This window comes from uncultured Clostridium sp. (assembly GCF_937920395.1).
Lineage (GTDB): Bacteria > Bacillota > Clostridia > Clostridiales > Clostridiaceae > Clostridium_AD.
The window spans coordinates 1-18733 of sequence record NZ_CALEVF010000277.1; the positions used below are offsets into that span (position 1 = coordinate 1).

Consider the following 18733-nt stretch of genomic DNA (forward strand, 5'->3'; position numbering starts at 1 on the left):
AATATGGTTTTATATTATCACAGGCATTTCATATTGGGAATGCCTGTGTAGTAACTATAATTATAGGTATCAAAGGCAAATGGTTTACCATCGTTTCTCAGTACCTTGTAAACTATAAACCTTGTAATTTCGTGAGTTTGCTGCTCATCTAAAGTTTGTGAATAATATCTTGAAATTATATCATCTAAGAAACTACTCATATGCTCTAAGGTACATTCTTCGTCCTTTAATGACTTATCAAGCACAAAACACATAAGTGTATATACAAGATTAATACCTTGAATATCATCAAAACCATAACTATTTAATAAATTTTTAGTAGCTATTACATAATCAATAAGGAAAGAATATGATAGCTTTTCCATTCTTTTTTCAAAGTTCCTTAAAAAATCAAACAAATTATCTATTCCCACCCTTCAAAATCTCATAGTTAACTATCTCCTGCGGTATGTATAATTTCTTACTTAAAATGTGATTTATTTCTTCAATATTCTCAGATGTTAACTCATTAAAAAACTCATCTTTTATATTTTTATTTTGTTTATCCTTAGTCACTGCCAATGTCTTATTCTTTGATAACTTTAGCATTAAACTATAAGCTTCCTTGAATAATTTTATATTAAGCAGATCACTATATCTTTCCTTTACTCTTTCATATATTCCTATTCCTTCATAATCTATATCCCCCCAATATAAAAGTTCTATTGGGATTCTAAGATATTCCGGGACCGTAGTCTCAAAATCCTCTAGCGATTTTTCTATACCCTTACCAGCACCATAGATTATGGTGTCAATTTTTTCTCCTATAAACATATTTTCACCCTCTAGCATAAGTTTTCTTAAAGTATACCAGGTGTCCTTATTTTCCAAAATCAAAACTCTTTGATGAATAGATTTATTAGAAGAAAAGTAAACAAAGGGCTCTGGAGTTCTATAAATATTAAGTTCTTCTATAATTATACCCAAATTTTTTAATATACTTTTACCACCACCATCTTTTAGAAACTTTTCTTCACCCCAAATATCATAACTTCTCTCATTAATAGACATTGGAATTTCTAGCTTTAATTTGTTTTCTCTAAAATAACTAGTAAGGTCATTTATATATGTTCTATCTTCTTTATATTTATTTATATTATTTAAATAGTAATTTTTACTAAATGAAAAATACAGTAAATAGTTTATTTCCTCAATATAATTTTTATTGTCCTCTTTTAAAGGTAAAAGCTTATATTTATTATAAAGAGGAGGATTCATACCATTTGTCTTACTGCTCTTCACCTCTGAAATCCTTCCTTGTTGCTTTTCCACACTTATAAAATTCATTAAATCCTTGTAATCATAAAGTTTAAAGTATTCTTGTATGTCATTTAGTTTCAATATTTTTTTGTTGAAATCTTGTATTGTTTTTATTATTCTCCACCCCCAATTTCTTAAGTAATATAAACATCATATCATATTTATTTCAAAATAATAACTATTTATTAATAACACCAGCATAATAAGAAAGATAAAATATCTACTATACTTTACTTTGATATTTTCAATATCATCTAAGTATGGTAAAATATGAGTGCATACAAATTTTGTTTTGAAAACTATGGATTATAAAACAATAGAATATACCTAACAGAAAAGATTTGTTCTGATCTGAAAGGAAAGAAGATATTAAGCTTTCCTTTTGGTGAGCTTTTTTTATTTGTATATTAGAGCAACAATGAAAGGGAGTATATGCGAAAATTAAAAGGATTAATTTTACCGTTAATGATTATACTTATATGGATTATTATAGACAAGCTGCATATTGTTAATAATTATATAGTCCCATCTCCTAAAACAATTTTAGCTACGACCTATGAGATGTTAATATCCGGGCAACTTTTAAAAAACCTGATGGTAAGTTTTTTAAGAGTTATTGTTGGGTTTACAATAACCTTTGTTGTTGCTTTTCCACTTGCAGTATTCCTTGGAAATAAGCCCAAAGCAATGCCTTATATAAATCCATTTTTGGAATTTATGAGACATATTCCACCTATAGCTATGATTCCTATATTAATATTATGGTTAGGTATTGGTGAGTCCTCAAAACTTGTAGTTATTTTTTTAGCAACCTTTTTCCCGGTTTTTTCAAATACCTTAAATGGTGTTACAAATTATGATAAAAAGCTTCTTGAGGTTGGGGAAATATTTCACTTTAGTAAAAAGGATTTATTTCTAAAGATAATATTTCCACAGGCAATACCCTCAATTATGACAGGTATTCAACTTGGGCTTGGATACAGCTGGAGATCATTAATGGGAGCTGAACTTATAGCTGCATCATCAGGTATTGGATACATGATAATAGACGCGGAGCAACTTTCAAGGCCAGATATTGTCATTGTTGGAATACTGTCAATAGGTATTTTAGGGTATTTTATTGATTACTGTTTTATTAAAATATCGAGAAATTTAATGAATCAAAATGGGAAGGGAAAAAAATATGGCAGGTCTAATAATAAAAAATCTGTCCAAGGCATTTAAAATTGAAAATGAAAAAGTACACGCTTTAAAAAATGTTAATTTAACTGTTACAAGTGGAAGTTTTGTTACAATAGTTGGTAAAAGCGGATGTGGAAAAACAACTTTATTGAAATTACTTTGTGGTCTTTTGAGCATAACGCAGGGTACTGCTGAGCTAACTGATTTGAGAGAAAAAGAAAACAATAAAATAGCTATTGTGTTTCAAGAACCTAGACTTATGCAATGGCTTACTGTGGAAGAAAATATGGCTCTTTCTCTTGTTAATTGCAAGGATAAAAAATATGTTAATGAAAAAGTAACTTACTATTTAAAATTATTAGGTCTATATAATTTTAGAAAAGCTTATCCATCACAAATATCAGGTGGAATGGCCCAAAGAACTTCACTTGGAAGAACTTTATGTTATGAACCTCAAATAATACTTATGGATGAACCGCTAGGAGCACTAGACGCATTTAACAGAAAAAAACTTCAAAATGAATTGATAAGTATATTTTTAAAAAGTGGTAAAACAATCATATTTGTAACTCATGACATTGAAGAAGCTATTTATTTAGGCCAAAAGATTGTTGTAATGGACACAGGTAGAATAATAAAAGAAATACCTATTGAACTTGATTATTACAGAGATACCGGTAGCTTAGAATTTCTTAATTATAAAAAAGAAGTTTTAGCTACACTTAACACATTAATGAAAAGTGAAAGGTGATTAAAATGAATTTTATTAAAAGAATAAGCATTATTGTAAGTACCATAATTGTTGCAACGTCACTAGCGGGTTGTGCACAAAAACAAGAGGTTGCAGCTACTAAAGTTGAAAATCCTAAAGTTATTAACATTTCATATGTTAAATCGCCTTTAAATGTACCTTCTATAATTGAAAAAAAGAAGCAATTGTTTGAAAGTGAATTTTCTAAAGATGATATTAAAATTAAATATCCAGAAATAACAGAAGGTTCAAAAATGACAGAAGCTGTTGCGGCAGGTTCTCTTCAATTTTGTAATGCAATTGGAGCAACCTCAGTTATCCTTGCAGCCGCAAATGGAGTTAACATTAAAATAATTGGCATTTATAGTAGGGCTCCAAAGGCATTTACAATAATGGTAAAGGATTCTACTATAAAAACTATAAAAGATCTTAATGGGAAAAAGGTAGTTGGTCCTAAAGGGACAATACTTCATCAGTTACTTCTTGGAGCACTAGTAAAAGAAAATTTAAAAGCGGATGATGTACAATTTAGTAATATGACAATACCAAATGGTGTCTCCGCTCTTTTATCTGGGAAAGTAGATGCAGCACTTGTTGCTGGGCCGTCAGTTGCAAGTGCGCAAAAAAATGGAGCACGGATATTAACAACAGGAGACGGAATACTCGATGCGACTATTGTAATTGCCGCAGATGGGAAATTCTTAGAGAAATATCCGGATATAGCAAAAAAATACCTAGCAGTTCATCAAAAAAGCCTACAATACATGAATGATAATAAAGATGAAACCTATAAAATAACTGCTAGTGAGACAAAACTTACATTACCTCAAGTTAAAAGTATGTACAGTCTATATGACTTCAATCCTAAAATAACACAAAAGGATATATCTGAACTTACAAAAACTCAAGATTTTTTAAAGGAAAATGGTATGTTAACCAAGACAATAGATATAAAAAGTTTAATAGTTAATTTAAAATAATAAAAGAGTCGACTGAGATAAAATCTCAGTCGACTTTTTTATATAACTCATTTATAATCTCTCTTGCAAACTCTTTTGCTAGTTTCAAATCTTCAGCATTGGGTCTGCCTTTATGAAACTTTGAAAACTCTCCTTTGCAGTGAAATTCACACTCTTATTTCTCTTTTTCATTCTCCTTTTATTCTTCATTTAAAAATGTTTCATCCTTAAAATTAGTTAACACAATCACTAACCAAATAATACTATGAAATAAACAATATATTTGAGGTAAGTTTCTATGTTTTCATTGATTAACTCATGTAGTGTATCAATGATGAGTAAACGTTATTTAAAGAATATATTTATAATATATAAAGTTTATTGCCTTAGAAGGAGGTAATAATGAGCACAATAAAGCGTATATCAAAAGTCTTTGAATCAGCAGAAGAAATTCCATTTGATGATTCCTCAAAGATTGTTTTGATGAGCGATTGCCATAGGGGTGACGGAAACTGGTCAGATGATTTTTCAAAAAATCAGAATGTTTATTTTGGTGCCTTAACTCATTATTATTATAACGATTACACTTATATAGAGCTTGGGGATGGAGATGAACTTTGGGAAAATAAACGACTATCCGAAATAAAGCTGGAACACCGTGATGTTTTCTGGCTTTTGTCAAAATTCTATAATAAAGATAGGCTCAAACTTATTTTTGGAAACCATGATATAGTAAAAGGAAACGATATGTTTGTAAAAGATAATTTATACAGTTATTTTGATGAGCCAAATAAAAAATATATTCCATTATTTAAAAACATTAAGCTTCATAAGGGATTAATCTTAAGGCATGCAGTTACTAAGAATAAAATATTTCTAATACACGGACATCAAGTCGATTTTATAAATTATAAGATGTGGAGATTAACCAGATTTTTAGTGAGATATTTATGGAAACCTCTTAATTTTTTTGGAGTAAATGATCCAACCAGAACAGCTGAAAATTATCATAAAAAGCAAGCAATAGAAAAAAAGCTTATTGAATGGTCAATTGAAAAAAAGCAGATGCTAATTGCAGGACACACTCATAGACCTATGTTTCCTGAAGTAGGTGATCCTCCATATTTTAATGATGGAAGTTGTGTTCATCCCAGGTGAATTACAGCTATAGAAATTGATTCTGGTCAAATACAACTTGTGAAATGGTATATTAACACAAGGGAGGATGGAACTTTGTTCATAGACAAGGCAGTACTGGCAGGTCCAAATAAACTAAATGATTACTTTAATTTTTAAAGCCTACGGTTAATTACAAAAGAACTAGCTCAGCTAGTTCTTTTGTTGTGTTCAATGTAACGTATATTGTGTGGACCTACTTTATATTAGATTTATAATTATTTAGCAGTTATTTTTACATACCTATTTTCTGTTACTACGCCATACTGATTTTTGTGTATTACCACTGGACTAGTTGGTTTCAGATTGCCGAAGGTAAAACCTTTAAATGTCGCAATCATCTTTGGCGTAATTCTTCCAGTAAAATCAACAAGTATACTGTTTAATGCAGTGTTATATTTTACATCTATTCCTTGCTTAAATAATGCATCAACATTTACCTTTGAACTTTTACCATTTAATAGATCAGTTTGTTTAAATTTATATAATAGTTTATTAACTGTTAAAGTTAATGACTTAACATCATAAGTCCCTTTGTAATACTTAGCTATTAAAGTTGGATCTACATATGCCTTCTTCTTTGAAACAAAAATATTATTTCCTTTTTGTATAGTGCCAGCAATTGTAAGCTGTGTGTGTGAACTTTTAGTTACCTTTAAATGTGTGCTTTTTGCTGGATTATCTTTATCTATAGTGAAATCGTCTATTTTAATTGGAGTATTATAAATTTTATTGTTTAAATTAGATACGCTTGTATCAATTATATTATATTTAAATGCAGAAATATTAAGCTTTCCTTTTACAACTGAAACAACTTCATAAGAGGGACTATCCTGACAATCATTAAAGACTGCATCCCATACTTTCTTATTAAGATCTGTATAGTACTTATTTCCACTTCTTCCTGTTACATAATAAACCGTTCCTTTTGAGTAATCCGTATAATAGTTATTTTCATTAATTGGATAGGTTCTCGAAACACCATGATCATGACCATTAAATACTACATCAACATGATGTTTCTCTATTACAGGTGTAAAAATATCTTTTACAGCAGGGTTATTTCTAGTTGCTTTATTATAATATGGAGTCTTATGGAACATTACTATTGTCCATTTTTGTTTATTATTAGTTAAATCATTGTTAAGCCAGGCTGCCTGTTGTTTAAGAAAAGAATCATTTCCTGGTGCTTCTTCATCTTCCTGACTATCTAATACAGCAAAATGTACATTTCCATAGTCATAGGAATATGTTTGTCCAATATGACCATAAGGGCCATTTTGTGGAACCGAAAATTGACTTGTAAAATTTTGTGGAGATGAGGAAACAAAATTGTTATTTTGATATGTTTCGTGATTTCCTTGTACAGGCATTTCAGGTATCTTGTCAATTACACCCTTAGCTGCCGAAAACCAGTTATTCCAATGTTGATAGTTTTGTCCAATTTCAACAAAGTCACCCATATTTACGATAAAATTAGCATCTTTATTTTGTCTATATGCTTCTTGTATTGTATTGTTCCAAGGAGTATATTCTGGAGTATTTGGAATTCCACTTTGTGAATCTCCAAATACAATCACTTTAGTTTTAGTATTATTGCTTTTTTCGGTTGTAAAAGAGCTTAAACTGCTAGTATTCTGTTTAGATAATGCATCTACTCCAATTACTTGATATTCATAAATTGTACCTGGAGTAAGTCCATTTAGTGTTGTTGAAAAGATATTTTCTATACCAGTAGTTATGTTTGCATCACCAGTACCTGATGTTAATAGTTTTGGTAAAACATCAGTGCTAGAAATCCACGCAGTTGTGCCTTTAACTCTGTATTGCACTTCACCCTTAGTATCTGTTGATATTGTTCGCCAAGTGATAGTTTGAGTTGTTGTTGGATTACCTGTCCAGCTAAGAGTAATATGTTCTGGTGTTGCAGTTGCATTTAAATTTGCATCAATTGAAGTTCCATTATAAGAAACTGCAGAAGCCATAGTAATATGAGAAGTTGAAGCTATCAGTGTTGCAGCTATTGCTAATGAAACAGATAAGATTAAAAATTTACTTTTCATATGTTCCTCCTCTTTCTTTATAAATCAATTAATTAAGAATAATAACTTTAACATGGAAATCAATCAAAATAAATCCATATTATACAAGTTAACTTCATTGTACTTTAATACGATTATAACCGTGTTATTCTTTTGTTATCTTATTGTTAATCCTATGATAAAATCAGAAAATATTTTTATGTTCTCAATTTGTTAATGTCCCTCCCTCAATAATTATTCCTTTTACTTTAACGACAAAAAAACTATCGAAAATATATACTTCTATAATTTTCAGTAGTTCCTCCCCTGGCTACTGCCAAGGCTTTTGTTTCTATTGTTTTTTCTGTCTCTCATCTCTTCAATTCACTATAACTCATTCTATTTATTTTGAAACCTTACTCTAAGTGCTTTTGTTTTCTATGTCAATCATAGCCTTCTATTTCCAACCCTTTGCGATTAAATACTTATTAGGTATTCTCAGCTTCAACTGTTCATCAATATCAGCCCAAAAATCAAGTAAATCGGCGTTGTCATCCCACTCTTAATATATTATCCCAATGAATTAATAATCCAGTTATTCAAATAATATTACTAAATGAGAGTTTTGGGTTTCATTAGTGACTTTGTATCATTCCAACTTAACCTCAATGCTATTAATAATTAATATATTTTCATTTTATCAAGCATCGCTTCCGCTTTCTCTATTTCTTTAATTATAGGACTCGAATAATCTGTAGTATCATCAACAAACATCCTTACGCATCCTATAAAAGAGATATTATCCAAATTCTCCTCTAGTTTAGCCTTACCAATTGCATTTATAAATTTGCTATGAATAGTTTTTATTGCACCATTGTATTTGAGTTCTTTCGAATATTTTTTTTCTAAGTTGTCAATTACTAACTGGCATTGTTCTTCAAACTTTAATTTTGGACTTATTGCCATCCTTATTACCAACTTTCTTTATTCATTTACTCTCTATTTTAACAATTCTCCTACTAACTTTTCTGCTTTGTCCATTTCATCTAATAATGGATTATTATAATCACTATAGCTATCAAGGTATGCTCGTACACCACCTGATATATATAATTTTTCTTTGTTAATTTCATTATTTCTAATCAATTGCAATGCATTTGAATATCTTATATATATTAATTCCATTACTCCCTTTCTTTGATCTTCTTTATATTTTTCGTCAATTAATTTTAGAACTACTTTTAACTGTTCACACAATTTATCTTTATTAGTCATACTAACCCTCCCATTTAGATGGTACAACTCCTATGTCCTTAATCCCAATTTTTAGAGTTTCTCAGCAAGTTCTTTTATTTCTCCCAACAAATTCCACCAATCATACATGCTTTTCACTTCTTTAATATATATTTCACCAAGCCACCTAACGTCACATCTATTTAAAATGTTTTGCTTTATTTCTTGTGATTTTTCTTTACTCATATTTACATCTTGGAGTTGTTTTGTTAACCCTCTTAACTCATTAGCTTCGATTGTCTTATTGTTGTTATCTAAATATTTTGAAGCATCATTTAATTTTATTATTAAATCTGTTGTTAACAACTTTTATCCCCCCTCCTAACGCAACTACTATATGTAGTTTTTAGACCCTACTACATTATTTTTCTTTTAATATTTCATTATGACTTGTAATTCTATTCCATTTATACAATATTCAATATTCTCTCCATTATAACACCACGAAACTTTTGAGTTACTATATTCTAACTCCATATTTTTCTCCTTACTTCAATTTTTTTTGATGCTGCCATGTACTAAATCTACAAACTAAAAATAGGACCAATAGAAAATATTTATCTTAGCACATTATTAAAATCAATCATAATCTTTCTAAATAAATTCAATCTTTTTTCATCTAAATTTTTTGGTTCAATACTTACGTCATACTTATAGAAAAATCTATCAGCTATTTCCTTTTTCAATGACTGTAATTCATCCTTATCCGTATGATTTACGAGAAATTCTAGCCAATCTACTATTTCTTCCATGTGCCAAATAAGTATTTGCTCCTTAGAAACTTTAATCATTTCATTAACTGTGTCTTCTAATTCTTTTAATGTATATATTAATTCTTTATGCTCTTGCGTTGTTATAACTTCCATTTTACTCACTTTTATTCCATAAATTTCATTGAAGTAACTTCTATCCATGAATTTGTAATTATAGCTCATAGATTAGACATATTTATATCACATGAATGCATTGTTGGTCAACCTCAATTAGCTGTCAACCATAGCCCCCTTCTTAAGGACCTATTTTCATTTAACTAGGAACTTTATAACCATCTATAATAAAATGTCATAGTCCATTCACCAAGCTTTTGAAGTAACATCAAATTTAATCCTACGGTTAAACAAATCTTACCACTTTGGTCAGCATATTTAAACTCTTTAAATAGTAATTTAACTAATCTTAAATAAACAAATCTAATGAGTTGTTGTAATGGATGGAAAAATGATTTGGTAAAGGATATAAGAATTCTTTTGTATTAGACAGAAAAAGAAAACCATCATTTCTGACGATTCTCTCCTTCTTTATTCTTATTTTTCTTTCATATTCGCCCAAGTGGTTAACCCCTTCCGCGTTTGGAAGTGAAACGGACAAGCGCTGTTGCTAATATATAATTATTATATAAGATATCCATCTAATACACGTTTTATGTTTTCTTCGACTTTGTCCGGCTTTCCTCCGAATCTATCAACAGTATACTGGTCTATCCATTGTTTATCTCCACTTAATAAATCTTTCCAATTATTTAATAGTCCCGAAGAAATAGCTCTGAATTCTGATTCAATTTTACTAATAAAACCATTTGTTTCTCCATACTGGCTTCTATCTTTATCCGTAAATCTGCTGCAAATAAAATTTGTCATCCAATATGAAAATATATCCGTATTTATTTTGCATATATATTCTATATCTATGCCTTCCCTAGATATAGAAAATACAATCGCGCACTTGGAATTTACTAATGCAATTTTATCATTTTTAATACTTTTAACTTGATAGTTGTAATCTTTTATAATATCATTAAAAATCTTTTCTACTTCATCTTTATAATTCATCATTTACTTAATTCCCTTCGTAGGTATCATAAGTTTCGTAGCTGAATCAAAAACATATCCTTTACTTTTTCAAACAATCAGGTGCATCTTCTGTTTCCATCATTAATTTCACCGATACACCTACGCCAGCAACTACTGCACCTTTTCCTAGACCATATCCACCCTTTAACGACATTTCAGAAGGAAAGTCTCCCAATTTTATAAGTGCAAGTTACCAAGCCTAACAAATGATTTTCAGATGTTATTTTGAAATATATTAATCATAATTTTAGGTGCTAAATAGCTAATAGCTTTTACATATACTTACTCTCATATTATCATATTATCATAGAAGTTATTTTCTGATTGCATGCCATATATCCCCTTCATCATCAACTTATAACCATTATCTAATTGAAAATATTGTGCATCCATGTTATCTGCCATAATGGTATATGCAGTTGCCCCGATATCACCATATTTACCCAAAACAACATCATCAGCATTATTAGGTCCTTTTATAGCATTAAAAGAAATTTGTTCTGCTTCTTCTAATAAAAGTATAGCTTCATTTATCCCCGCACTACCTTCAATCACATATGAAGTAGAATATGCTATTACTTTTTCCTCCACATGAGATGATTTAATACATCCGCTCCTAAATTAACTAATCCTTTTCCTAAATCTACTGCTGTTAAGCCAGATATCTTCCCCCCTTATGCTTGAAAAACATAGTTATTAACATTTTCGATTCATTTTTAGAGTTTCTCAGCAAACATTTATTTCTTCAAGTAAATTCCACCATTTATACATGTTTTTCATTTCTTTTATAAATATACATTTATATAAGGTGATGTTATTTAACTATATTACAGCCTTCTATTTTACCAGTATCTACATTAATCAAATAGTTTCTACTATAAAAATCAGAAGCATACAAAATATTATCTTTTATACCCATTTGTTCATATGGAAGATTTTTCAGATTTGGATAAATCAAATTTAAATTTTCTGATTGCCATACTACTTTTCCAAACTTATCTATACAATAAATATTGTTAATATCATCTTTTGTAAAAGGAATACTCAAAAGAACTATTACTTTATCAAAATATTCTATAAAACTTCTTATATTAAAATTAAATTCTAATTTTATTGAATCACTAAATAAGATATTTTCTTTTATACTATACATGATTTTCTCCTATTTTAAATCTTATACTAATTGCAGAATCTCCACTTCTCGGGTCCTCATATGAAGCGATATTTGCCCAATCAAGTAAATATTCTATAGCTCCCGGCCTTATATTATCTGGCTCACCTAGTATAGATTTCATAAAATTATCTTGACTCTCTTTTATTAATTTCACTTTATAATTAGACCAATTTTCATAGTTATTAACTAGTTCTGGATTTGCATCATTTATTTGTATAGAACTTATTCTTTCCAGATTATTAAAAGCTACCATAATCCAACTATTGAATCCTTCAATTTGCACTGGACTTTTAAATCTAAATACTTTACTTTTATCGGTATATTTTCTTAATTTATTTCGAAATAATAATATAAATTCAGATTTAGTGATTGTATTATCTATATCTAAACCATCTATTTGGATTTTTGAATCTAGTCTATTCACAGCATTCACCTAATATCCCTTTCCACCCATTTCAATTATTTTTTCTGTAATCTTATCATAATCATCAAGAGGCATTTTGTGATTTTATTTGTTTATTACTTATACATGCTATTTATAAGTTTCATACTAAGAAAATAGTTACATTTTTTTTTTTACTGTCCCACTATATTCAATATTACTTTATCATTTTCTAGTAATGTTACAATTGATATCTTATTAAATACACTATTTTCTATTATAGAATTTGCATATATAGTTACTTTTCCTTCTACTCCTTTCGCAAACCTCTTTTCTAAAGTACACCATAGCTCATGAGCTTGTTATTTTTCTACTTTCTTATCTGGATCAAACAAATAAAGAGATTGAAATTCCTTTGCTGCTTTTGTTGATTCCATTGTGCCCTCTTCAATCTCAGTTTTATCAATTGGCATATATTTAAACCCTATACTACATTCATTAAATGCTATATCTCTATTCCACTCTATTGACCTTATATCATTTAGAATTTTATCTCTATTTTGCCTTACCCATTTTGCAGAACATCCCTTCCACATTTTATCATTTGGAGTATAAATAATATCTGCTTCCCCAACCATAGGTTCAATGTTAAAAACAATTTTTTCATCACCATTAATATAGCTTAAATATTTCCAACCCATTTTTATACTAATTCCATTTTCCATCTTAACCATATGTATCACCCCTATTCTATTTCAAGTATATCGCTTGAATAATCAATATTTTTTATATCTACCTCTACTAATTTAAATTCATTAGTATATATCCCTTTATGACCTTCTAGTCTCATTGCAGCAGAAACCCTTTTTATAATCTCATACCGTTGTGTCCTACTCAACTTAATCTCTAAACTCTGTGTTTTATCTAGTACTTTTTCTATTGATACCCATAATACCTCATCACGTACATCAGCAGTTGGTAAAGAAATTAAACAACTCATATCTTCATACTCAAGATTGTGCATTCCGTTTGTTCCAGCTTTAAATTTTTCTTCATACTTATTCATTCTCATCTCACCCACCTTATATTAATATGTTTTACATTTGTATTGCCTGCCAAATGATGTAACTCTGTTTTCCAAAACATTATATATAGCTTTATTTCTTCTAGAACATTTTTAGCAAATGCTGTGACCACGCCACTAGCACCGTCAGCCTACCTACTTGAGAGTGTATTCAATATTGCCTTGACTTTTTGTTCTGTTAGACCATATTCAGTATATAACCCGTCACCTTTACTTGCAACTTCCCCAACCTTAGAAACCGAGTTTTCTTTACTAAGTCCTTTAGTTAAAAGACCTCCCCCAAGCACATATGGAGTAGAATATGCAATACCTTTTTCTTCTACAGTATCTGATGTACTTTTTGCCGTTCCTTCTGCTCCTAAATCTACTGCTATTAAACCGAAATCCTTAACTAATTCAACGGTGCTATCCTATGCATTCGTGTATTTAAAATAAAGCTTACCTTCTTTATTACTATATTCATCATCCTTATTCTCATAGGAATCTACTTTTTTATAATATATATATTTATAATTTACTTAATGATATTATAAAGTCAAAAAATCACCTAATATATTATAATTAGGTGATTAAATGTTCTATTTTTCTATTTTTCTATTTTTCTATTTTTCTATTTTTCTATTTTTTTATAATTGTATTTATGCCATTAAAAATAGCATCTCTTAATATTTCAGAGTAACTGTTATATCCTTTTTCTAATTTTATTTTATCAAATACTTGTTTGACTTTACCATCAATAATAATTGTTAATCCTTCTACTGGTTCACTATTTTCATCTTTTTGAAATTTTTCACTTTGAATTGTTAAATAATTTTCACTCATTTGCTCCGCCTAAAATTTTTCTACTTCTTTATTATACACTTGTTTTATGACATCTACTCCATCTATTATCCAGTAAACCATGCTACGTGGGATATATCGTGTAAAATCCTCAATTTTACCAACCCATCCTTTTGATATATATTTTTCAAATCTAAGTGGTTCTGGATAGCAAGAATATAGTCTCTTTTTATCAAAATCAACGAATAATGAAGGTGAAAGTTCTAATATTGTTTCTTCAACATCTTTATTTTTAACTAAAACCATTAATTCACCATAATTTGTTTTATAGTCCTCAATATATTTTAAAAATATATTCGCGTTTTCTTCACTAACAATTGGCATATCAAATCGTTCTAAAAAATCATCTAATACCTCATAATTTATTCCATTTTCATTATAATCGTTAATCCATTTTACTTGATCTAATATCCATAATTCTTTATCTGTGACGTACCAGTTAAATTCACTATTAAAATTTACCCCTACAATTATATTTTCAGCATATTCTGGTTTGTTTTTCATATATTCCTCCAAGCTTTATAATAAATAACATAGTTAGTATAAATATTATATCTATTTTGTTGTTTTTCCATTAGTCCCGTATTCCTCAATCCATTCAACCCATGGAGATGGGAATTCATACGAAGTTCCAGGCGTTGAAGGATCTACAATTTTAGTTACTGTTTTTCCTTAATTTAATGGATTATTCTTATATCCCTTCTGAGGTATAGCACTTTCCTTTAAAAAGTCATCAAACCAATTTGGCACCTCAAATTCTACTATTCCAGCACCCTCGCCTCTAAAATTTTTAAAATGGTGTGCATGTTCTAAATCTCCAGTGCTTATATTTAAATTAGATGTTTTATTTGGTATACTTATTTTACCTTCATCACCTATACTAATCCTACTTCTACTTGCATTAGGTGGTGTTCCACCTTGAACCCTATAATATTTAACAGTAGCAGTATTATTTACTGCTACATCTACCTTTGTAACAACTTTCTCTACATCTACAACTTCCCCAACCTTAGAACCAGAACTGGCTTTACTAAGACCTTTAGTTAAAAGCACTCCTCCAAGCACATATGAAGTAAAATCTGCTATTCCTTTTTCCTCCACAGTATCTGATGCACTTTGTGCCATTCCTTCTGCAAGTATAACTGGATCTTTCAATACTGACGACACTGTTTTAACGTATCCTTTAATATCTTACATTTCATTTATGTACCTTTTACAATATTCTCGTTTCTCGCAATGTTTTTGCATAATATGAATAGAGTCAATGTTCCCTCTATTAGAAACATTGACTCTATTCATATTATGATATATATAATTTCTCTTAAAGTCATAGCTTACTACATTTTTAGAATTATTAAGTAATGGTTTATTAGTACAATCATATTAGTTAAATTAAATCTTTTAACTCATTTCTCATTATGTGTGTTTCTAAATCAGCTAATCTAACTGGAATTGGAAGCCTGCTCTCTTTATTTATTAATTTAGATACTATCTGAGTACAGGTCTCTAAATCAATGTAGTTACCACACGATATAAATATAGGTTTTACATTCTTCCTGGTTCTAAGTACTCTACCATATATTTCTTCATTTATCATAATATCATTATATGATCCTTCCTCATCTTCAGGCATATTAAAATCTACTCCATCAACTTTCAAGTAACTTTTAGCCACTCCTATTGTAGGTTTATTTAAGAAAAAGGATGCATGTGTAGCTATTCCCATGTGATTAAAATGTAAATATCCATTGCCATCAAATATAAATATATCTGGTTCTAATATCGATTTTTTCACAGTTTCAAGTATTAGTGGTAATTCTCTAAAAGCCAAAAATCCAGCTACATACGGTGTAGTTATTTTACCATAACAATACACTTTTTCGGCTACTTCTTTTGTTTTGTAATTAATTACTACAATACAACATACGCCATAATGTTCCTCTCCCTTTTCCCAATAAGCCAAATCTATTCCTGCACAAAAATTAACATCTTCTTCTTTAAAAGAATTCACTAACTTAATCTTGTTTGTTAAATTATTTTGAATAAATAAAAACTCTTCTTCTGATTTTGCTTCAAAGTTATGTATATTTCTAATATTCATTTTAATGTCTCCCGATCCTTTTACTCCAAGCCCTTTCTCTTTTTAAACTATTAATATCTTCTTCTGTTGGAGCTAGCTGTTCTTTAATTAATTTTCCTTCACAATCCCATTCCTTTAATTTCAAACAGAAACTTAATTCATACTCACCAACCGATTTTAAATTTCCATTTTCAAACCACACTTCTTTTTTACCTGTTATTCTTCCATACTCCATATATTGCCTACTTTTTATATTATTATTTTTGTAGAAGTTAGCATAGTCTCCATTTGGAAATCCCTCTCTATAAAATGAATAATATATTAATTGTCCGTTATTATACAGTTCATATGATAATCCAGTAAAAGGGTTCCCCCCCTCATCTGCAGGATTGTCTAAAATTCTATCACTACAATATTCACCCCATAGATTATCAAAATCAATTCCATTCTCAATTACATATTTTTTATCTAATATATCATTTTCCATATTTTAACACCTCTGGGAAATAATTTGATCCTATTGTTATATATTCACAATGTGGGCATTTCGCCATCGGAACACCCGCTGGTATTTTTCTACTAATTTTTCTAACACTTATTACATGTACCATGAAATCACATAACCTTGCATAATTTCTTGCTAACAAAGCCTCATTTAAAGCGTATACTTCAGCATGTGTATATACTCTTAAGTTAATCCTATTATTTATTTGTTCTGATGTCAACTTACCATATTTCCCTATTAAATAATCAATTCTACTTACATCAACAGCTTCCCCAGCCTTAGAAACAGAACTAGCTTTACTAAGTCCATTTCAATACTATTCATTTATTACATAAAAGTATTTATAGTTGTAATTAAATTACACATGATTTTCTCATTTCATTCATCTCTTTATCTGATATGTTTTTTAGTAATAGACCCCGAAATAACATATCTTTATCAAAAAAGACATATGTATCACTACTTACTACATAACCATTTAAATCACCATAGCTACCTTTATCAACAACATATATATTGTCTTTATATAAATTTATATTAAATATCCTTTTACATGTTTTTTCTGTATGATTTTCATCAAAATCATGGCTGTCTATTTGAATATTATGGTTTTCTAGTATGATATTTATATCTAAACTTTTCTTTATTATTTTTTCATTCTGTACAAAAAAGCTTACATATTCTATCATTTTATTTTTAGGATTAATTGCGAAATCTAGCGATGGCTTTATTTTATCTTCAAAATAATAATGATAATTTTGTCCTACTGATTTTGGATTAACGTTTATTTTAAATAATACTAAGTCTTCTCCCATCCCTTCAATTTGCCTCATATACTCAAGTTTTGAATCTTTAACTTCTATTATCACTTTAAATTACCTCCTATTGAATCACTGTACCACTTTTTTAAGTGTCCAGTCTACAGGTACCAGTTTAAAATAGAAATTCCTTATATCTTGTTCTATTTTTGTATTCTTTTAAAAATATCTTAGTTTCATTCATATTCTAGCAATGATTCCCAAAAGTCACCAGACACACTTAATCTATAAATCAAAATCTTTTTCATCGAGTTTATGGTCATAAACAAATCTATATATTTCTGATTTTAATAACTCCATATCTATTTTTTTACTAAATATAAATCCTCTTTTACCATTTACATTTTTTAATTGAGTTATTATTTCCCAATAATCCATTTCTTCTTCAAAATCATACAAACTCAATACTTTCCAAAGATTTTTTCCTGCTTTTTCAACATATACAATTACATTCTCACCATCAAATTCATCAATTATCAATCTAACTTTTTCCATTTTATCCTCCACATATTAATGTATTTGTATACTATTCTTAAAAAACAACATATTTATTTTGTTTCAATATCATATAGATGATAATATTTATCATACAAACCACAACAAGCATCCATACCAAGATTAGTGCTTGTTGTCTTTTCAATTACAGCATCCCATGAGCCATATTTTTCTAATGCCATTTTTGGTGTCATTCCTAATGAATTCTTATAAGTATCCAATACGCTTAGACTCTGGATTTGGTAAAAAGCCATATACAGAATCTTGATTTTCTATTATATCTTTCGCCGCCTTAGGATTATCCATAGGATTATTCTTATATGTAAATATAGCTTTACCTTCATCTACCTTTGTAACAACTTTCTCAACATCCACAACTTCCCCAGCCTTAGAAACAGAACTGGCTTTACTAAGTCCTTTAGTTAAAAGTACTCCACCAAGCACATATGAAGTAGAATATGCTATTCCTTTTTCTTCTACAGTATCTGATGCACTTTGTGCCATTCCTTCTGCGAGTATAACTGGATCTTTCAATACTGACGACACAGTTTTACCGTATCCTTTAGTTTAAGTAATACACTTTTTTAAGCAAACAGGTGCATCTCCTGTTTCCATCATTAATTTCACTGCTGCACCTGCACCAACAACTACTACTGCACCTTTTTCAATACCATATCCACTCTTTAGTACATCACCTGCTAAATTAACTAATCCTTTCCCTAAATCTACTGTTGTTAAAGCAAAATCTTTACCTTCCTCAACAATACTCGTAAGCGATGGAACAAGCACCGTAATGTAAATTAACCTACGGTTTGATATACTTT

The 18733-nt window shown here is 29.2% G+C and carries 29 protein-coding genes and 2 pseudogenes; 5 read left to right on the forward strand and 26 right to left on the reverse strand.

Annotation, left to right across the window (positions count from 1 at the left end; all coding sequences use genetic code 11):
* Positions 1–17 precede the first annotated feature (17 nt).
* Positions 18–398, reverse strand: coding sequence for a hypothetical protein (locus Q0649_RS17370; RefSeq protein ID WP_298844956.1), 381 nt, complete (start codon positions 396–398; stop codon positions 18–20).
* Positions 399–528: 130 nt separating this feature from the next.
* Here Q0649_RS17370 and Q0649_RS23100 point away from each other — a divergent pair, with 130 nt between their 5' ends.
* Positions 529–576, forward strand: a complete 48-nt coding sequence (locus Q0649_RS23100; RefSeq protein WP_367179409.1) for a hypothetical protein — start codon at positions 529–531, stop codon at positions 574–576.
* Positions 577–633: 57 nt separating this feature from the next.
* Here Q0649_RS23100 and Q0649_RS17375 read toward each other — a convergent pair.
* Positions 634–1326 (reverse strand): annotated as a pseudogene (locus Q0649_RS17375) (Wadjet anti-phage system protein JetD domain-containing protein); the annotation flags it as partial.
* A gap of 405 nt (positions 1327–1731) precedes the next feature.
* Between Q0649_RS17375 and Q0649_RS17380 the strand changes: the two are divergent.
* From Q0649_RS17380 to Q0649_RS17395, 4 genes and pseudogenes are all read left to right on the forward strand, one after another.
* Positions 1732–2523 carry an ABC transporter permease gene (locus tag Q0649_RS17380; protein ID WP_298844963.1) on the forward strand — a complete coding sequence of 264 codons (792 nt, stop codon included), beginning with the start codon at positions 1732–1734 and terminating at the stop codon, positions 2521–2523.
* Positions 2483–3232, forward strand: a complete 750-nt coding sequence (locus tag Q0649_RS17385; protein WP_298844966.1) for an ABC transporter ATP-binding protein — start codon at positions 2483–2485, stop codon at positions 3230–3232. Before Q0649_RS17380 ends, Q0649_RS17385 begins: the two co-directional genes overlap by 41 nt.
* A 5-nt stretch (positions 3233–3237) precedes the next feature.
* The gene (locus Q0649_RS17390; RefSeq protein ID WP_298844969.1) at positions 3238–4212 is read left to right on the forward strand and encodes an ABC transporter substrate-binding protein; all 975 of its coding nucleotides are present in this window, start codon (positions 3238–3240) and stop codon (positions 4210–4212) included.
* 381 nt (positions 4213–4593) lie between these two features.
* A pseudogene (locus tag Q0649_RS17395) lies at positions 4594–5487 on the forward strand (metallophosphoesterase).
* Positions 5488–5585: 98 nt separating this feature from the next.
* On the opposite strand, the gene Q0649_RS17400 reads toward Q0649_RS17395, so the two are convergent.
* The 24 genes from Q0649_RS17400 to Q0649_RS17515 all read right to left on the reverse strand — a co-directional run.
* Positions 5586–7430 (reverse strand): metallophosphoesterase family protein, encoded by a 1845-nt coding sequence (locus tag Q0649_RS17400; RefSeq protein WP_298844974.1) that lies wholly within the window; start codon positions 7428–7430, stop codon positions 5586–5588.
* A gap of 639 nt (positions 7431–8069) precedes the next feature.
* Entirely contained in the window at positions 8070–8354 is a 285-nt protein-coding gene (locus Q0649_RS17405; RefSeq protein WP_298844977.1) for a hypothetical protein, read from the reverse strand.
* A gap of 33 nt (positions 8355–8387) precedes the next feature.
* Positions 8388–8663 (reverse strand): hypothetical protein, encoded by a 276-nt coding sequence (locus tag Q0649_RS17410; RefSeq protein WP_298844980.1) that lies wholly within the window; start codon positions 8661–8663, stop codon positions 8388–8390.
* A gap of 51 nt (positions 8664–8714) precedes the next feature.
* Positions 8715–8987 carry a hypothetical protein gene (locus Q0649_RS17415; RefSeq protein WP_298844982.1) on the reverse strand — a complete coding sequence of 91 codons (273 nt, stop codon included), beginning with the start codon at positions 8985–8987 and terminating at the stop codon, positions 8715–8717.
* Between the two features lie 251 nt (positions 8988–9238).
* On the reverse strand, positions 9239–9595 hold the full coding sequence (locus tag Q0649_RS17420) for a hypothetical protein (protein WP_298844985.1): 357 nt from the start codon (positions 9593–9595) through the stop codon (positions 9239–9241).
* Between the two features lie 477 nt (positions 9596–10072).
* On the reverse strand, positions 10073–10513 hold the full coding sequence (locus Q0649_RS17425; protein ID WP_298844988.1) for a hypothetical protein: 441 nt from the start codon (positions 10511–10513) through the stop codon (positions 10073–10075).
* 58 nt (positions 10514–10571) lie between these two features.
* On the reverse strand, positions 10572–10706 hold the full coding sequence (locus Q0649_RS17430; RefSeq protein WP_298844991.1) for a hypothetical protein: 135 nt from the start codon (positions 10704–10706) through the stop codon (positions 10572–10574).
* A gap of 113 nt (positions 10707–10819) precedes the next feature.
* Entirely contained in the window at positions 10820–11122 is a 303-nt protein-coding gene (locus Q0649_RS17435) for a hypothetical protein (RefSeq protein ID WP_298844994.1), read from the reverse strand.
* 223 nt (positions 11123–11345) lie between these two features.
* The gene (locus Q0649_RS17440) at positions 11346–11684 is read right to left on the reverse strand and encodes a hypothetical protein (protein WP_298844996.1); all 339 of its coding nucleotides are present in this window, start codon (positions 11682–11684) and stop codon (positions 11346–11348) included.
* Positions 11677–12129, reverse strand: coding sequence for a hypothetical protein (locus Q0649_RS17445; protein ID WP_298844999.1), 453 nt, complete (start codon positions 12127–12129; stop codon positions 11677–11679). The genes Q0649_RS17440 and Q0649_RS17445 overlap by 8 nt, the downstream gene beginning before the upstream one ends.
* 320 nt (positions 12130–12449) lie before the next feature.
* Positions 12450–12821, reverse strand: a complete 372-nt coding sequence (locus Q0649_RS17450) for a hypothetical protein (protein WP_298845001.1) — start codon at positions 12819–12821, stop codon at positions 12450–12452.
* 11 nt (positions 12822–12832) lie between these two features.
* A complete protein-coding gene (locus Q0649_RS17455) occupies positions 12833–13159 on the reverse strand; it encodes a hypothetical protein (protein ID WP_298845002.1) in 327 nt (108 codons plus the stop codon).
* Positions 13160–13302: 143 nt separating this feature from the next.
* Complete coding sequence (locus Q0649_RS17460; protein ID WP_298845004.1) at positions 13303–13458, reverse strand: hypothetical protein; 156 nt, start codon at positions 13456–13458, stop codon at positions 13303–13305.
* 331 nt (positions 13459–13789) lie between these two features.
* Positions 13790–13993: a hypothetical protein gene (locus tag Q0649_RS17465; protein WP_216256026.1), complete on the reverse strand. Its 204-nt coding sequence runs from the start codon at positions 13991–13993 to the stop codon at positions 13790–13792.
* Positions 13994–14002: 9 nt separating this feature from the next.
* Positions 14003–14515: a hypothetical protein gene (locus Q0649_RS17470; RefSeq protein WP_298845010.1), complete on the reverse strand. Its 513-nt coding sequence runs from the start codon at positions 14513–14515 to the stop codon at positions 14003–14005.
* A gap of 168 nt (positions 14516–14683) precedes the next feature.
* Positions 14684–15178 carry a hypothetical protein gene (locus Q0649_RS17475; RefSeq protein WP_298845012.1) on the reverse strand — a complete coding sequence of 165 codons (495 nt, stop codon included), beginning with the start codon at positions 15176–15178 and terminating at the stop codon, positions 14684–14686.
* Positions 15179–15398: 220 nt separating this feature from the next.
* Positions 15399–16112 carry an endonuclease V gene (locus Q0649_RS17480; RefSeq protein ID WP_298845015.1) on the reverse strand — a complete coding sequence of 238 codons (714 nt, stop codon included), beginning with the start codon at positions 16110–16112 and terminating at the stop codon, positions 15399–15401.
* A gap of 1 nt (position 16113) precedes the next feature.
* Complete coding sequence (locus Q0649_RS17485) at positions 16114–16578, reverse strand: toxin-antitoxin system YwqK family antitoxin (RefSeq protein WP_298845018.1); 465 nt, start codon at positions 16576–16578, stop codon at positions 16114–16116.
* Positions 16568–16816: a YwqJ-related putative deaminase gene (locus Q0649_RS17490; RefSeq protein WP_298845021.1), complete on the reverse strand. Its 249-nt coding sequence runs from the start codon at positions 16814–16816 to the stop codon at positions 16568–16570. The genes Q0649_RS17485 and Q0649_RS17490 overlap by 11 nt, the downstream gene beginning before the upstream one ends.
* A gap of 133 nt (positions 16817–16949) precedes the next feature.
* On the reverse strand, positions 16950–17465 hold the full coding sequence (locus tag Q0649_RS17495; protein ID WP_298845024.1) for a hypothetical protein: 516 nt from the start codon (positions 17463–17465) through the stop codon (positions 16950–16952).
* Between the two features lie 174 nt (positions 17466–17639).
* Positions 17640–17909, reverse strand: coding sequence for a hypothetical protein (locus Q0649_RS17500; RefSeq protein ID WP_298845027.1), 270 nt, complete (start codon positions 17907–17909; stop codon positions 17640–17642).
* Positions 17910–17962: 53 nt separating this feature from the next.
* Positions 17963–18130 carry a hypothetical protein gene (locus tag Q0649_RS17505; protein ID WP_298845029.1) on the reverse strand — a complete coding sequence of 56 codons (168 nt, stop codon included), beginning with the start codon at positions 18128–18130 and terminating at the stop codon, positions 17963–17965.
* Positions 18117–18455 carry a hypothetical protein gene (locus Q0649_RS17510; RefSeq protein ID WP_298845031.1) on the reverse strand — a complete coding sequence of 113 codons (339 nt, stop codon included), beginning with the start codon at positions 18453–18455 and terminating at the stop codon, positions 18117–18119. The genes Q0649_RS17505 and Q0649_RS17510 overlap by 14 nt, the downstream gene beginning before the upstream one ends.
* Positions 18456–18476: 21 nt before the next feature.
* Positions 18477–18733 (reverse strand): hypothetical protein (locus Q0649_RS17515; protein WP_298845034.1); only part of this gene is annotated, 257 nt, incomplete at its 5' end.